The organism is Amorphoplanes friuliensis DSM 7358 (genome assembly GCF_000494755.1).
Classification (GTDB): domain Bacteria; phylum Actinomycetota; class Actinomycetes; order Mycobacteriales; family Micromonosporaceae; genus Actinoplanes; species Actinoplanes friuliensis.
The window spans coordinates 6,081,325-6,094,516 of record NC_022657.1 but is presented as its reverse complement, the minus strand read 5'-3'; the positions used below and the strand labels follow the sequence as shown (position 1 = coordinate 6,094,516).

The 13,192-nt window shown below is 70.9% G+C and carries 11 protein-coding genes and 1 pseudogene; 6 read left to right on the top strand and 6 right to left on the bottom strand.

The genetic code is table 11. From position 1 onward, the window contains the following. The first annotated feature begins 39 nt into the window (after positions 1–39). Positions 40–927 (top strand): LLM class flavin-dependent oxidoreductase, encoded by an 888-nt coding sequence (locus AFR_RS28155; RefSeq protein WP_023560204.1) that lies wholly within the window; start codon positions 40–42, stop codon positions 925–927. On the opposite strand, the gene AFR_RS28150 is transcribed toward AFR_RS28155, so the two are convergent. Beyond that, the gene (locus AFR_RS28150) at positions 872–1,504 is read right to left on the bottom strand and encodes a TetR/AcrR family transcriptional regulator (protein ID WP_023560203.1); all 633 of its coding nucleotides are present in this window, start codon (positions 1,502–1,504) and stop codon (positions 872–874) included. The genes AFR_RS28155 and AFR_RS28150 overlap by 56 nt on opposite strands. 60 nt (positions 1,505–1,564) lie before the next feature. Here AFR_RS28150 and AFR_RS28145 point away from each other — a divergent pair, with 60 nt between their 5' ends. After that, a complete protein-coding gene (locus AFR_RS28145; protein WP_041842817.1) occupies positions 1,565–2,695 on the top strand; it encodes an FAD-dependent oxidoreductase in 1,131 nt (376 codons plus the stop codon). Here AFR_RS28145 and AFR_RS28140 read toward each other — a convergent pair. Together AFR_RS28140 and AFR_RS28135 are read right to left on the bottom strand one after the other, a co-directional pair. Then, positions 2,692–3,585 (bottom strand): restriction endonuclease, encoded by an 894-nt coding sequence (locus AFR_RS28140; RefSeq protein WP_023560201.1) that lies wholly within the window; start codon positions 3,583–3,585, stop codon positions 2,692–2,694. The two genes, AFR_RS28145 and AFR_RS28140, sit on opposite strands and share 4 nt — an antisense overlap. Positions 3,586–3,661: 76 nt before the next feature. Continuing rightward, on the bottom strand, positions 3,662–4,339 hold the full coding sequence (locus tag AFR_RS28135; RefSeq protein ID WP_169739460.1) for a laminin G domain-containing protein: 678 nt from the start codon (positions 4,337–4,339) through the stop codon (positions 3,662–3,664). Positions 4,340–4,576: 237 nt separating this feature from the next. Between AFR_RS28135 and AFR_RS28130 the strand changes: the two genes are divergently transcribed. The 3 genes from AFR_RS28130 to AFR_RS28120 all read left to right on the top strand — a co-directional run bounded on the left by AFR_RS28130 (position 4,577) and on the right by AFR_RS28120 (position 6,980). Continuing rightward, entirely contained in the window at positions 4,577–5,785 is a 1,209-nt protein-coding gene (locus AFR_RS28130) for a cytochrome P450 (protein ID WP_023560199.1), read from the top strand. Continuing rightward, positions 5,782–6,006: a ferredoxin gene (locus AFR_RS28125; RefSeq protein ID WP_023560198.1), complete on the top strand. Its 225-nt coding sequence runs from the start codon at positions 5,782–5,784 to the stop codon at positions 6,004–6,006. The genes AFR_RS28130 and AFR_RS28125 overlap by 4 nt, the downstream gene beginning before the upstream one ends. Before the next feature lie 191 nt (positions 6,007–6,197). Then, positions 6,198–6,980 (top strand): hypothetical protein, encoded by a 783-nt coding sequence (locus tag AFR_RS28120; protein ID WP_023560197.1) that lies wholly within the window; start codon positions 6,198–6,200, stop codon positions 6,978–6,980. A 4-nt stretch (positions 6,981–6,984) separates the two neighbouring features. Here the strand turns inward: AFR_RS28120 and AFR_RS28115 are convergent, their stop codons facing one another. From AFR_RS28115 to AFR_RS28105, 3 genes are all read right to left on the bottom strand, one after another. Beyond that, positions 6,985–8,358, bottom strand: coding sequence for an acyl-CoA synthetase (locus AFR_RS28115; RefSeq protein ID WP_023560196.1), 1,374 nt, complete (start codon positions 8,356–8,358; stop codon positions 6,985–6,987). After that, on the bottom strand, positions 8,349–8,927 hold the full coding sequence (locus AFR_RS28110; RefSeq protein ID WP_023560195.1) for an ANTAR domain-containing protein: 579 nt from the start codon (positions 8,925–8,927) through the stop codon (positions 8,349–8,351). The genes AFR_RS28115 and AFR_RS28110 overlap by 10 nt, the downstream gene beginning before the upstream one ends. A 77-nt stretch (positions 8,928–9,004) precedes the next feature. After that, a complete protein-coding gene (locus AFR_RS28105) occupies positions 9,005–9,724 on the bottom strand; it encodes a GAF and ANTAR domain-containing protein (RefSeq protein WP_023560194.1) in 720 nt (239 codons plus the stop codon). A 239-nt stretch (positions 9,725–9,963) separates the two neighbouring features. On the opposite strand from AFR_RS28105, the pseudogene fdh reads away from it, so the two are divergent. Further along, positions 9,964–13,185 (top strand): annotated as a pseudogene (gene fdh / locus AFR_RS28095) (formate dehydrogenase); the annotation flags it as partial. Between the last annotated feature and the right edge of the window lie 7 nt (positions 13,186–13,192).

Sequence of the window (13,192 nt, the reverse complement as noted above, 5' to 3'; positions counted from 1 at the left end):
GGAGACAAAACCCCGCGCTTCTTCTGGCAGATTGTGCCCATGAACCTCGGCGTGATGCTCCCGCGTGATCTTCCTCCCGAGCAGGTCCTCCCGTACGCCCGCAGAGCCGAGGAAGCCGGCTTCGCCGAGCTCTGGGTGGTCGAGGACCTCGGCTTCCGCGGCGGCATCGCCCAGGCGGCGGCTGTGCTGGCCGCCACGACGAGCATCCACGTCGGCATCGGCGTCCTCCCCGTCGGCGCCCGCAACGTCGCCTTCGCGGCGATGGAGTGCACCAGCCTCGCCGAGCTCTTCCCCGGCCGCGTGACGATCGGCGTCGGCCACGGCATGCCGGACTGGATGCGCAGCGTCGGGGCCTGGCCCGCCAGTCCGCTCCGGGCGCTCGAGGACTACGTCCGCACCCTCCGCGACCACCTCCGCGGTGAGGCGGGCCCTGCTGTCGTGCCGGACGTGCTCACCGGCGTACGCGGTCCGAAGTCCTTGAAAGTCTCCGGTGCCGTCGCGGACGGCACCGTGCTCGCCGAGCCGGTGACACCCGAATACGTGCGCTGGGCGCTCGACCGGATCGCCGCCGAGCGGCCCCACCGGATCGTGGCCTACAACGCGTGCGCCGTGGACGAGGACGAGAACCGCGCGCTGGCGACGGTCCGGCCGGCCCTGGCCTGGATCGGCGAGCCGGACTGGGCGCCGCACCTCGCGCCGCTGCCGTTCGCGGCCGAGTTCGCCGCGCTGCGGGCCCGCTGCGCCTCCCGCGAGGAGTTCACCGACCGCCTCCCCGCCGGCTGGGTACGCCAGTTGTCGATCGTCGGCACCCCGGGTCAGGCCCGCACCCGCCTCGACGAGCTGGCCGCCGCCGGCGTCACCACCTCCGTACTCATCCCCGCGGCTGCGGATCCCCTGGCGGCGCTGGAGGGCCTGGCTGTTCGCTGAGGCCGCGCAGCACGGCCCGGACGGCGGTGGCCAGGTCGGCGCGGCTCTGCGGGGTTCCGGGAGTGGGTGCGGTCAGCGCGCCGGCGCCGATGAGGCGGTCGAAGAGGAGCCCGTCGACACAGGCGACGAAGTGATCGCCGGCCTGATCGGGGTGGGCCGCCCCGGCGGCGGCGAGCAGCGCGCGGGCCTGGACCCGTGACGACTCACCGTGGCCGAGGATGGTCCGCAGCTCGGGGTGGTGGGTCGCTTCGAGCAGGCAGGCGTACCGCGCCAGGGTGCGGTCGCGGCCCGTGGTCAGCCAGCTGTCGATGACGGCGGCGATCGACGCGGCCAGGGCGTCCGGGTCGGCGGGCAGGCGCTGGCCCTCCAGCTCGGCTCGTTCCAGGTCCGCGCGGTCGAGATCGGCCAGCCGTTGGACGAGCGCCTCGATGAGCGCCTTCCGCGTGCGGAAGTAGGCCGAGGTGGTGCCGGGCGGCAGGCCCGCGCGGGAGTCCACCGCGCGGTGGGTGAGCCCCCGCATGCCCAGCTCGGCGACAACCGCGACGGCGGCGTCCGTGATGACGATGAAACGCGTCAACTCTGATCCCTTCTACGGCTGTAGTATGACCTTCTACAGCTGTAGAAACCGGGAGGCATGATGCGGGCAGTGGTGATCGGTGCGGGCATCGGCGGGTTGTGCGCAGCCATCGGCCTGCGCCGGCGAGGCTGGGAGGTGACCGTCCTCGAACGCCGCGCCGCACCGGGCGCCGAGGGGTCCGGCGTCACCCTGATGGCCAACGGGCTGCGCGGACTCGACGCCCTCGGCGTCGGCGCGGCCGTCCGCGGGGAGGGCCGGGCCGGTACGCCGGGCGGTGCCCGCACCAGCGACGGCCGCTGGCTGTCCCGCATCGAGGGCGAGTCCATGAGCAGCCAGCTGGGCACCACAGCCGTCGGCATCCACCGCGCGACACTGCACCGGATCCTCCTGAACGCGCTGCCACCGGAAACGGTGATCCACGACGCTCAGGTGACCGACGTCGACCCCGGCCCGCCGCCCACGGTGGTCGTCCGCGGGCACGACGTCCGGCACCCGGACCTGGTGGTCGCCGCGGACGGCATCGGCAGCCGGACGCGCTCACGGCTCTGGCCCGGGCACCCGGACCCCGTCCCCAGCGGATCCATGGCCTGGCTGGGCGTGACCACCGGCCCCTGGCCCCACACCGCGGTCACGACCGTCACCTGGGGGCGCGGCGAAGAATTCGGCATGGTCCCGCTCGGCGACGGCCGCGTCTACTGGTGGGCCTCGGCCAACGCACCCTCAGCCGACGGCGACCTGCACCGCCGCTTCGGCGCCTGGCACGACCCGATCCCGGCACTGCTCGACGCCACCGACCCCGCATCGATCATCCGCGTCGACCTGCGTCACCTCGGTACGCCGCTGCCGTCGTACCGGAAAGGCTCGGTCGTGGTCCTCGGCGACGCCGCACACGCGATGACACCCAACCTCGGCCAGGGCGCCAACCAGGCGATCGAGGACGCTGTGGTGCTGGCCGCGATGTGCGATCCGTTGGCCGACCTTTCGGAGGCGCTGGACGCCTACGACCGCACCCGCCGCCCCCGCTCCCAGAACATCGCCCGCGCGGCGCTGCGCATGTCCCGCTTCGGCCAGCAACTCACCAACCCCCTGGCCGTCGCCACCCGCAACGCGGTGATGCGCTGGACCCCACCCCGCACCGCCCTGCGCACCATGTCCCACTACGCCGACTGGCAACCCCCGGACCCGCGCTAGAGGCTCTCGAAGAAGTCCTCGTCGAGCCGCTTGAGCTGGAACGAGGCCTCGGTCTGGACCCCGACGTTGTGAGTGACCAGCAGATCGCCGAGCTGCAGCCCGTCGATCAGAACGACACGAGCGGCAACGTGGCGGGCGAACTGGCGCGCCTCGTTGCTGAAGCGACTCGTGGTGATGAAAACACCGCGGTCCGCCTGCTGTCCCTGCAGAGCACCGACGAACGCCTGAATGTCCGGGCGTCCGACCGTGCGATTCTCGGCGTACCGCTTCGCCTGAACGTAGATCAGGTCGAGCCCCAGGGCGTCTTGACGGATCACACCGTCGACACCTTCGTCACCGGAACGACCGAGATGTTCGGGAGCGCCGTAACCCATCTCCTTGAGCAGCACGAGAACCAGGCGCTCGAAGAAGAGCGGCTCCCGCTGGCGGATCCGCGTAAGCAGATCGTCGGCCAGCGCCGCGTTGACCTCCTCGATCGCGCTCTCGACGCGGTCCTTGGGCGTCTCGCTGGTGGCAGTGGTGGGCTCCGGGTCAGCGCCCTTGCGCCGGGCCCGGTCCATGAAGCCGCGGAACTCCTCGAACCGCGTCAGCAGCTTCCGGTCAATGGTCGCCGGCCGCTCGTCGAGAAGAACTTTCCCCCGATCGGTGATGGCCACGACGCCCCGGCCGACCCGCGTCAGAAGTTTCGCCTGGCTCAGGTAGGTGACCGCCCAGTGCACCCGGTTGTCGAAGATCCGGGTCCCGCGAGGATGGGTGAGCGCCCGATCGGCCTCGCTGATGCCCAGCTCGCCGGCCACCTTCTCCCGGATGCCGGCAACGTCGGCCTCACCCGCCGCACCGACCACGGTCAGGACAGGCAACATCAACTTCTGATAGTCCGGGAGCGACATGGCGACAGGCTCCCACATCGACCGGCCGTGCTTTCCGGTCGATGCCGGGCCTCGTTCGTGCGGCGTGCGGGGTGGGTCAGTCGGCTTCGATCTCGACGTAGTCGAGGTCGCCGGCGTAGTAGTCGCAGCCGACGTCGACCTGGTCGCAGCTCGTCTTGCCGCCGATGGTGACCGGCCACGAGTTGGAGATGCGGCCCGTCCAGCCCGACCGCCGCGCCACCGTTGAGCCGTCCACCGTCAGGGAGACGCCTGAGCCTGTACGCGTGCAGCTCACCGTGTGCCAGTTGCCGTCGTTGAGGCGGCGGGGGGTGCGTACCAGGAGGGACTTCGACGAGCCGCGGTAGAGGCATTCGACGATGCCGTTGGGGATCTGGAGTTTGAAGTTGCCGCCGCTGACCGTTGCCTGGCCTTTTTGGATGATGTTGCCGAACTTGTGTGTGGTGCGGAGGCGGATCGTCACGGTGTAGTCGCGCGTACCCGGGTCGAGGTCGGAGGAGTCGCTCACGGTGACCAGGTGGCCGGGGTGGGTCGGCGGGGTGTCGGGTTCGAGGCGGTCGAAGCGGTAGCCGGTGGCGCCGTTGACGTACGTGCCGGTGCGGACCTCGCTGCCGATGCGGCCGTCGTGCCCGTTGCCGCTGCTGTCCATCATGGTCCGGGCGCCGGACCACTCGTTCATGTTCCAGGTGGCCACCGGGTGGTCCCAGGCGGCGTCAGCCGTCGCCGCCGTACTCACCAACACGGTTGCGACTGTCATGGCGACAGTCAACGAGCGACGACTCTTCATGGTTTCCTCACGCTTCGAAGCAGACTGGATCATGCTAAGCGGCATTGTTCCGGCAAAAGCGGGGTAAACCCGCGAATCGCCCAAGGGTGGTGGATCGCGGCCGCCATGATTCTTCGATGGTTATGGATGAATGGGTGTTGCTGTGCCCGTCGCGAGCACTACTATCCGTGTCTGTTGTGTTGCTCAGAGTCCGGCAGGAGTGCGGCGATGACAGACACCAGACAGACCGGCGCGGCGCGGTCGTACCCGTTCAGCGACCCCGACCGGCTCAACCTCGATCCGCTCTACGCGCGGCTGCGCAAGCAGGAACCGCTGACCCGCATCCGGCTGCCTTTCGGCGAGGACGCCTGGCTCGCCACCCGCTACCAGGACGTGCGCACGGTCCTCGGCGACCCGCGTTTCAGCCGCGCCGCGAGTGTCGGCCGCGACGAACCGCGCACCACCCCGCGGCAGGTCGGCACCGGCATCCTCGCGATGGACCCGCCCGACCACAGCCGGCTGCGGCGCCTGGTCGCCAAGGCTTTCACGGCCCGCCGGGTCGAGCTGCTGCGCCCGGCCACGGCCGGCATCGCGAACGAGCTCGTCGACACCATGATCGCGTCCGGCCCGCCGGCCGATCTCGTGGAGACCTTCTCCACCCCGCTCCCGGTACGCGTGATCTGCCGGCTGCTGGGCGTACCGCCCACCGATCAGGGGTTGTTCCGCACCTGGTCCGAGGCGATCGTGTCGACCACGTCGCTGCCGCCCGAGCAGATCATGGAGTACCTGGGGAACCTGCACGCGTACATGGCGGGGCTGATCGCGCAGCGGCGTGACGAGCCGTCCGACGACCTGATCGGCGCGCTGGTGCAGGCCCGCGACGCCGACAACGACCGGCTGACCGAGCAGGAGATGGTCGAGCTCGCGGCCGGTCTGCTCGCCGCCGGTCACGAAACCACCGTCACCCAGATCTCCAACTTCGTCTACGTGCTGCTCACCCACCCCGAGCAGCTCGCGCTGCTGCGTTCCCGCCCCGAGCTGGTACCCGGCGCCGTGGAGGAGTTGCTCCGTTACGTGCCCCTGGGTGCGGCTTCGGCGTTCGCGCGGTACGCCACGGAGGACGTGGAGCTCGGCGGCGTGCTGATCCGTGCCGGTGACCCGGTGATCAGCGCCCTGTCGTCGGCCAACCGTGACAGTGAGGTCTTCGCCGACCCGGACGAGCTGGACCTTGCCCGGGGCGCCAATCCGCACCTCGGTTTCGGTCACGGCGTCCACCACTGCGTGGGTGCGCAGCTCGCCCGGATGGAGCTGCAGGTGGCGATGGAGACGCTGCTGACCCGGCTGCCCGGTCTGGACCTGGCGGTCGCGGAGAAGGAACTGGTGTGGAAGTCCGGGCTGCTGGTCCGGGGCCTGCGGGCCCTGCCGGTGACGTGGTGACGACCTGGCGCCTGGCCGTCGACGCGGACACCTGCATCGGCTCGGGCATGTGCGCCGGGATCGCACCGGCGCTGTTCACACTGGTCGACGGGGTGGCGGCGCCGGTCGTGACGCAGGTGCCGCCGGACGACGCCGCGGTCGACGCCGCGGAGTCGTGCCCGGTCGAGGCGATCACGATCCGCGACACCGCCGACGACCACCTCGTCGCCCCGGAGCTCTGAGGGTCGGGCGGATCCGGGCGTCCGCAGGGGCTCTGACCTGCGGTTCGGCGCGGATCCGCCCGGCCGGACGAGGCCGCGAATCAGCCTCGGAAGTCCCCGAACGGCCCTCGCTTATCGGCTCGTCCCGTTGGTAACATGCCGCGGATCGTGGCCAGGGCCGCCGCGGTGAAACCCGCCAACGGAGGTCTCCTGTGACTGACAACCGGATGAAGGACCGTGTGAAAGTGATGCTGGGAACGTCGCCCGACGGGGCCACCTCGGAGCACGCCCTCGTCTCCACCACACCCGTTCCGGGCCTGCCCGCCGGACTGCCCAACCAGGCGCTCCAGGTGCTGACGATGGCCCAGCGCACCGCCGAGGAGCACGTCGCCACCGCGCACCAGCAGGCCGACAAGATCCGGACGGATGCGCTGGCCGCCGCCGAGCAGATCGCCCGGGACGCGCAGATCCACGCCCACAACGTGCGCCGCGAGGCCGACAAGGTGCTCTTCGACGCCCGCGCGGTCTCCGAGCAGAACGCCCGGGACGCCCGTGCCGCCGCCGAGGCCGCCCAGCGCAACGCCGACAAGATCGTCGCGGACGCCCAGGCGCGCGCCGACTCGATCGCCGCCGAGGCGCATTCCAACGCCGAGCACCTGCGCGGGCAGGCGCAGCAGCGGTTCGACGACGTCGTGGGCAGCCTCGGCACCAAGCGTGAGGCACTGCAGGAGCAGATCGAGGCCCTCGAGCAGTTCGACCGGGAGTACCGCGGCCGGCTCACCTCGTTCATGCAGGGCCAGCTGCGGGCGCTCTGGGTCGATCAGCCCCAGGTCACCGGCGAGCTGGAGAACCCCGAGGACTCCCGCCCCGGCCGGCACGGCACGGTGACCGCCGACGAGCCCACGCCGGCCCTGCGCCAGGAGGCCGTGACCGAGCCGCAGCCGCAGCCGCAGCCGCAGCAGGACGACGCGTCGCCGGAGTCCGAGGAGAAGTAACAGGTCAGCGGGCCAGCAGCCGCTTCTGCACCTTGCCCATCGCGTTCCGCGGGAGCTCCGCTACGAAGCGGATCTCCCGCGGCCGTTTGTGCGCCGACAGCGTGCGCGCGACAAAGCCGATCAGCTCGTCGGCGCTCACCGCGTCCCCCACGACGTACGCCGTGACCTGCTCGCCGAGGTCGTCGTGGGGAGTGCCGATCACCGCCGCCTCCCGGACGCCGGGGTGGGCGAGCAGCGCGTCCTCGACCTCACCCGCGCCGATCCGGTAACCACCGCTCTTGATCAGGTCGGTGGACCGGCGCCCGACGATCCGGTGCCGCCCGTCCGGCGCCACCGAGGCGATGTCGCCGGTCCTGAACCAGCCGGTGGCCGCGGGCCGGTGCAGGTAGCCGTCGAAGAGCATCGGGCCGCGGACCCACAGCTCACCGATGGACTCGCCGTCCGCGGGCACGTCGCGGTCCTCGTCGACCACGCGGGTCGCGACACCGGCGACGGGCGTGCCGACCTGTCCGGGCCGCCGGTCGGGGTCGTCGGCGCGGTTGCTCACGGTGATCAGCGTTTCGGTCATGCCGTACCGCTCGACCGGCCGGTGCCCGGTCAGCTCCCGCATCCGTTCGAACACCGGCACCGGCAGCGCGGCGCTGCCGGACACCAGCAGCCGTGCCTTCGCCAGCCGGGCGGCCAGGTCCGGCCGGGCGCACATCCGGGACCACACCGTCGGTACGCCGAAGTACAGGCTGCCGCCGGCTTCCGCGTACGCCTGCGGTGCCGGCCGCACGGTGTGGTGCAGGCGGTTGCCGACCCGCAGTGCGCCGAAGACGCCCAGCACGAGCCCGTGCACGTGGAACAGCGGCAGGCCGTGCACCAGCAGGTCGTCGGGGTGCCAGGCCCAGGCCTCGGCGAGCGCGTCCAGCCCGGCCTCGACGGCACGGTGCGAGAGCACGGCGCCCTTCGGAGCCCCGGTGGTCCCGCTCGTGTACATGATCAGCGCGGTTGCTTCCGGCGGCGGGGCGGGATAGGTCGTGGCCGAGGTGCGCCGCAGGTCGATCGGCACGGTCCGCACGCTGGTCGGCGGGTGCTCCCCGTGGGCCAGCAGCACCTGCGCCCCGGAGTCGTTCAGGATGTGCGCGGTCTCGGTCTCGCCGGAGTCGGGTGGCAGCGGCACGACCGCGGCGCCACCGAGCAGCGCGCCGATCATCGCGACGACGGTCTCGGCGGTTGCTGTCGCGTGCACCGCGACGACCTGCGCTCCGGCCACCTCGTCGGCGACGGCGGTCGCGGCGGCCAGCACCTGCTCGCCGGAGAGGGTCTGCGTACCGAACCGGATCGCCGCGCCGTCGGTCGGGGAGGGCCGGGTGAGACCGGCGATCAGTCGCATTCCGCGAGGTTACGCCCGGGGTGGACGATGCCTGCCGCGACGGAGGTCAAGCTGCTGCCGGGCTTCGTGACCCGCGAGCGCAGCAGGGCGTAGGCGCGGTCGGCGGTCGTGCCCTCGTCGGCGATGAGCATCCCGATCGCCTGCTGGATGATCGCCCGGACGTCGAAGGCGCCGGCCAGCCCCTCCACGAGTTCCACCGCGCCCGGGCACAGGCCGTCGTGGATCATCGCCGCAGTGTCGGGGAGATCGTCCTCGTAGGCCGCCAGGACCGAGGCGGTCAGTGGTGCCAGTCCGCCCGCGTCCTGGCTGCGCAGATCAAGTGCGGCCAGCGGCCGTCCGCGCCCGGCGAAGAGCGGGACCGACAGCGACGCGGTGCAGTTGTCCTCGGGACATCCGTCGATGGAGGCGCAGGTGACCGCGTCGATCAGGTACGCGGTCAGCTCGGCGATCTCGATCAGGCAGCGTTCGGTGGCGGGGTCCTCGTCCGGCGTCCCGGACAGGGTGATGAGGCATTCCTTCAGGCTGCGTTCGGAGGGACGAGCCGACGGTGGCAGCGGGTGGCGGGACATCGCGGCGGCTCCTCTTCTCTGACCGGAGCACTGCTCTACCCCCGAACGCCGCGTCGACACCCCCCCGGACGCACTTGTCATGAGCCGCCGCGGCCCTCGGCCCGGGCGACGACCGCCGTGGCGATGTCCCGCACGTCCCGATTGCGGTCCTGCGCGATCCTGGTCAGGATCGTGAAGGCCTGCTCGGCCGAACATCGCTGCCGGCCCATGATGATGCCCTTGGCCTGCTCGATCACGGCACGACTGGTCATGGAGGCCTGCAGGTCCCGGACGAGATCCGAGGTGCTGCCGTACCGCTTGGCGTTGGACAGGGCGACGGTGGCGTACCCGGCGAAGGTCTGCGCGAGCAGGATCGCGTCCTCGCCGAAGGCGTACCTGCGGGTGCTGTAGATGTTGAGCGCGCCGTCGATCTCGTCCTCGATCGGCAGGCCCACGGACAGGGAACTGCGGGCACCCGAGGACACGGCGTGCGCGCCCCAGTCCGGCCACCGGTCGTCGGAGGCGAGGTCCGGAACCGACACGGTCAACTTCTCGGCAGCGGCCTTCAGGCAGGGCCCGAGGCCTTCGCGGTACTGCCATTCGTCGAGCACCAGGGCGCGGTCACCGGTGGACACCGCGGTCTCCGCGGTGCTCCGGTGCACCATCGTCACCGAGACGTCGTCCGCACCCGGAACGGTGCGCTGCGCCAGCTCGGCGACGTGCGTCAGGACTCCGTCGAGGTCGGTCTCCGCGAGGTTGATGCGGGCGAGGGCCGCGAAAGCGGTGTGGGGGTCGAGGGTTTTCGACGGCATGGACATCGCGCTTTCCTGTCCCGGACCGCCGTGAGGCGGGGTCGATGGCGTCTGCGGATCTGCCGGCCCGAACGAGGCACCGGGACCTGCGCCCGTCGCCGGCCGAAGGCTTCCGCTACCGCGACGGGTAGCAGCCAGTCCGGCGGCCTTCCCACCTTTTCTGCCCGTAACCCTCGGAAGCCAAGAGTTTTTTGGTGCTCCGGCCTGGTGTGCGCCGGTCCGGGTTGTCATCTATGTTCGATCTCATGGGAGTCCGTACGTGGATCCAGGACTGGCCGGTCTACCGGCAGCTGACCGGCACCGACCCGCTGGGCCGGGGCGCGGCCGCGCAGTCCGGCCGGTCGAAGGCTCTGACCGCCCGGACGGAGACGGCCGACTCGGTCGCCCGGTCGGTGTGCCCCTACTGCGCGGTCGGCTGCGGGCAGCGGATCTTCGTCAAGGACGGCGAGATCGTCCAGATCGAGGGTGACCCGGACAGCCCGATCTCCAAGGGCCGGCTGTGCCCCAAGGGCTCGGCGAGCAAGAGCCTCGTGACCAGCGACCGCCGCCAGCAGAAGGTCCTCTACCGCCGGCCGTACGCCACCGCGTGGGAAGAGCTCGACCTGGACACCGCGATGGAGATGATCGCGGACCGGGTGCTCGCCGCCCGGGAGGAGACCTGGCAGGACAAGGACCCCGACGGGCTGGCGCTCAACCGCACGCTCGGGTTCGCCAGCCTCGGTGGCGCCACCCTCGACAACGAAGAGAACTACCTGATCAAGAAGCTCTTCACCGCGATGGGCGCTCTGCAGATCGAGAACCAGGCGCGTATTTGACACTCCGCCACCGTCCCCGGTCTGGGGACCAGCTTCGGCCGTGGCGGGGCCACCGGATTCCTCCAGGATCTGGCCAACGCAGACTGCATCGTCATCCAGGGCTCCAACATGGCGGAAGCCCATCCGGTCGGCTTCCAGTACGTCGTGGACGCCAAGAAGCGCGGCGCCAAGGTTTTCCACGTGGACCCGCGGTTCACCCGGACGAGCGCGCTCGCTGACACGTACGTGCCGATGCGGGCGGGTGCCGACATCGCGTTCCTGGGTGGTGTCGTCAACTACATCCTCAGCCACGGCAAGGATTTCCGGGAGTACGTGCTCGCCTACACCAATGCATCCACGATGGTCAGTGAGGACTTCCAGGACACCGAGGACCTGGACGGCCTGTTCTCCGGATTCGACCCGGAGACGAAGGCGTACGACCAGAAGAGCTGGGCGTACGCGGGACAGCAGGAGGAGGGCCAGGACGAGGAGGAGGCGCACACCGATCGGGAGACCGCGTCCGGGCTGGAGCAGGAGTCGCACGGCCCGCCGGTGCCCGCCGACGTGCCCCGCGATCCGACGCTGCAGGACCCCCGCTGCGTCTACCAGGTACTCAAGCGGCACTACGCGCGGTACACGCCGGAGTTCGTGGAGCGCACCTGCGGCGTCCCGCAGGACAAGTTCCTCGAGATCTGCGAGGCCTGGACCGCCAACTCCGGCCGCGAACGCACCACGGCGCTGGTCTACTCCGTCGGCTGGACCCAGCACAGCGTCGGTGTGCAGTACATCCGCACCGGCGCGATCATCCAGCTGCTGCTGGGCAACATGGGACGCCCGGGCGGTGGCGTGATGGCGCTGCGCGGGCACGCCAGCATCCAGGGCTCCACGGACATCCCGACGCTGTTCAACCTGCTGCCGGGCTATCTGCCCATGCCGCACTACCGCCAGCACCCGGGCTTCCGCGAGTGGGTGGACGCGATCCGGCACCCCGAGCAGAAGGGCTTCTGGGCCGAGGCCGAGTCGTACGCGACCAGTCTGCTCAAGGCCTACTGGGGTGACGCCGCGACCGCCGCCAACGACTGGGGGTACGACTGGCTGCCCCGCCTGACCGGCGACCACGGCACCTACCAGCAGGTTCTCGACATGATCGACGGCAAGATCAAGGGGTACTTCCTGCTCGGGCAGAACCCGGCCGTCGGGTCCGCGCACGGCAAGGCCCAGCGTCTCGGCATGGCGAACCTCGACTGGCTCGTGGTCCGCGATCTGTTCATGATCGAGAGCGCCACGTTCTGGAAGGACGGCCCGGAGGTCGCCACCGGCGAGATCGTCCCCGAGCAGTGCCGGACGGAGGTGTTCTTCATGCCGGCTGCCTCGCACGCCGAGAAGGAGGGCACCTTCACCCAGACGCAGCGCATGCTGCAGTGGCGCGAGAAGGCCGTCGAGCCGCCGGGCGACTGCCGCTCCGAGCTCTGGTTCTTCTATCACCTGGGCCGCCTGGTCCGGGAGCGCCTGGCCGGGTCCACCCTGCCGCGCGACCAGGGGATCCTCAACCTGACCTGGGATTATCCGCTCTCCGGCGAGCGCGGTGACGAGCCCAGCGGCGAGGACGTGCTCAAGGAGATCAACGGTTACGACACGGCGACCGGGGAGCCGGTGCCGAACTTCACCGCGCTCAAGGCCGACGGTTCCACCGCCTGCGGCTGCTGGATCTACTCCGGTGTCTACAAGGACGGCGTCAACCAGGCGGCCCGGCGCAAGCCCGGATCCGAGCAGGACTGGGTGGCTCGCGAGTGGGGCTGGGCCTGGCCGTCGGACCGGCGCACCCTCTACAACCGCGCGTCGGCCGACCCTGAGGGCAACCCGTGGTCCGAGCGTAAGAAGTACGTGTGGTGGGACCCGGAGGCGGGCGAGGCGGGGGAGTGGACCGGCTACGACGTGCCGGACTTCGAGAAGACCAAACCACCGTCGTACCGGCCGCCGGAGGACGCCACCGGTGTCGCCGCGATCGCCGGCGACGACGCGTTCATCATGCAGGGCGACGGGAAGGGCTGGCTCTACGCGCCCAGCGGTCTCATCGACGGCCCGCTGCCCACGCACTACGAGCCGTCCGAGTCGCCGGTCCGCAACCCGCTCTACGCCCAGCAGGCCAACCCGACGCGCAAGGTCTACGACCGTCCGGACAACCCGATCAACCCCAGCGCGCCGGATGAGCGCACCGGTGTCTTCCCGTACGTGTTCACGACCAGCCGCCTCACCGAGCATCACACCGCCGGGGGCATGAGCCGGCAGCTCGCGTACCTGTCGGAGCTGCAGCCGGAGATGTTCGTGGAGGTCTCACCGGAGCTGGCGGCCGAGCGCGGGCTGACCCACCTGGACTGGGCGCACGTCGTCACCGCCCGCGCCGCGATCGAGGCCAAGGTGCTGGTCACCGACCGCCTCGCCCCGCTGCGCATCGACGGCCGGGTCGTGCACCAGATCTGGCTGCCCTACCACTGGGGTGGCGAGGGCCTGGTCACCGGCGACTCCGCCAACGACCTGATCGGCATCACGCTGGACCCGAACGTGCTGATCCAGGAGAGCAAGGTCGGCACCTGCGACATCCGTCCCGGCCGCCGGCCCACGGGCCCCGAGCTGCTGGCCTACGTCGCGGACTACCGGAGCCGGGCCGGGCTCCGAGCTG

What these genes read in the sequence shown, in the direction of transcription:
- AFR_RS28155 (WP_023560204.1), top strand. Translation starts at nt 40, where the DNA reads ATGAACCTCGGCGTGATGCTCCCGCGTGATCTTCCTCCCGAGCAGGTC.
- AFR_RS28145 (WP_041842817.1), top strand. Translation starts at nt 1,565, where the DNA reads ATGCGGGCAGTGGTGATCGGTGCGGGCATCGGCGGGTTGTGCGCAGCC.
- AFR_RS28140 (WP_023560201.1), bottom strand. Translation starts at nt 3,585, where the DNA reads ATGTCGCTCCCGGACTATCAGAAGTTGATGTTGCCTGTCCTGACCGTG.
- AFR_RS28135 (WP_169739460.1), bottom strand. Translation starts at nt 4,339, where the DNA reads ATGACAGTCGCAACCGTGTTGGTGAGTACGGCGGCGACGGCTGACGCC.
- AFR_RS28130 (WP_023560199.1), top strand. Translation starts at nt 4,577, where the DNA reads ATGACAGACACCAGACAGACCGGCGCGGCGCGGTCGTACCCGTTCAGC.
- AFR_RS28115 (WP_023560196.1), bottom strand. Translation starts at nt 8,358, where the DNA reads ATGCGACTGATCGCCGGTCTCACCCGGCCCTCCCCGACCGACGGCGCG.
- AFR_RS28110 (WP_023560195.1), bottom strand. Translation starts at nt 8,927, where the DNA reads ATGTCCCGCCACCCGCTGCCACCGTCGGCTCGTCCCTCCGAACGCAGC.
- AFR_RS28105 (WP_023560194.1), bottom strand. Translation starts at nt 9,724, where the DNA reads ATGTCCATGCCGTCGAAAACCCTCGACCCCCACACCGCTTTCGCGGCC.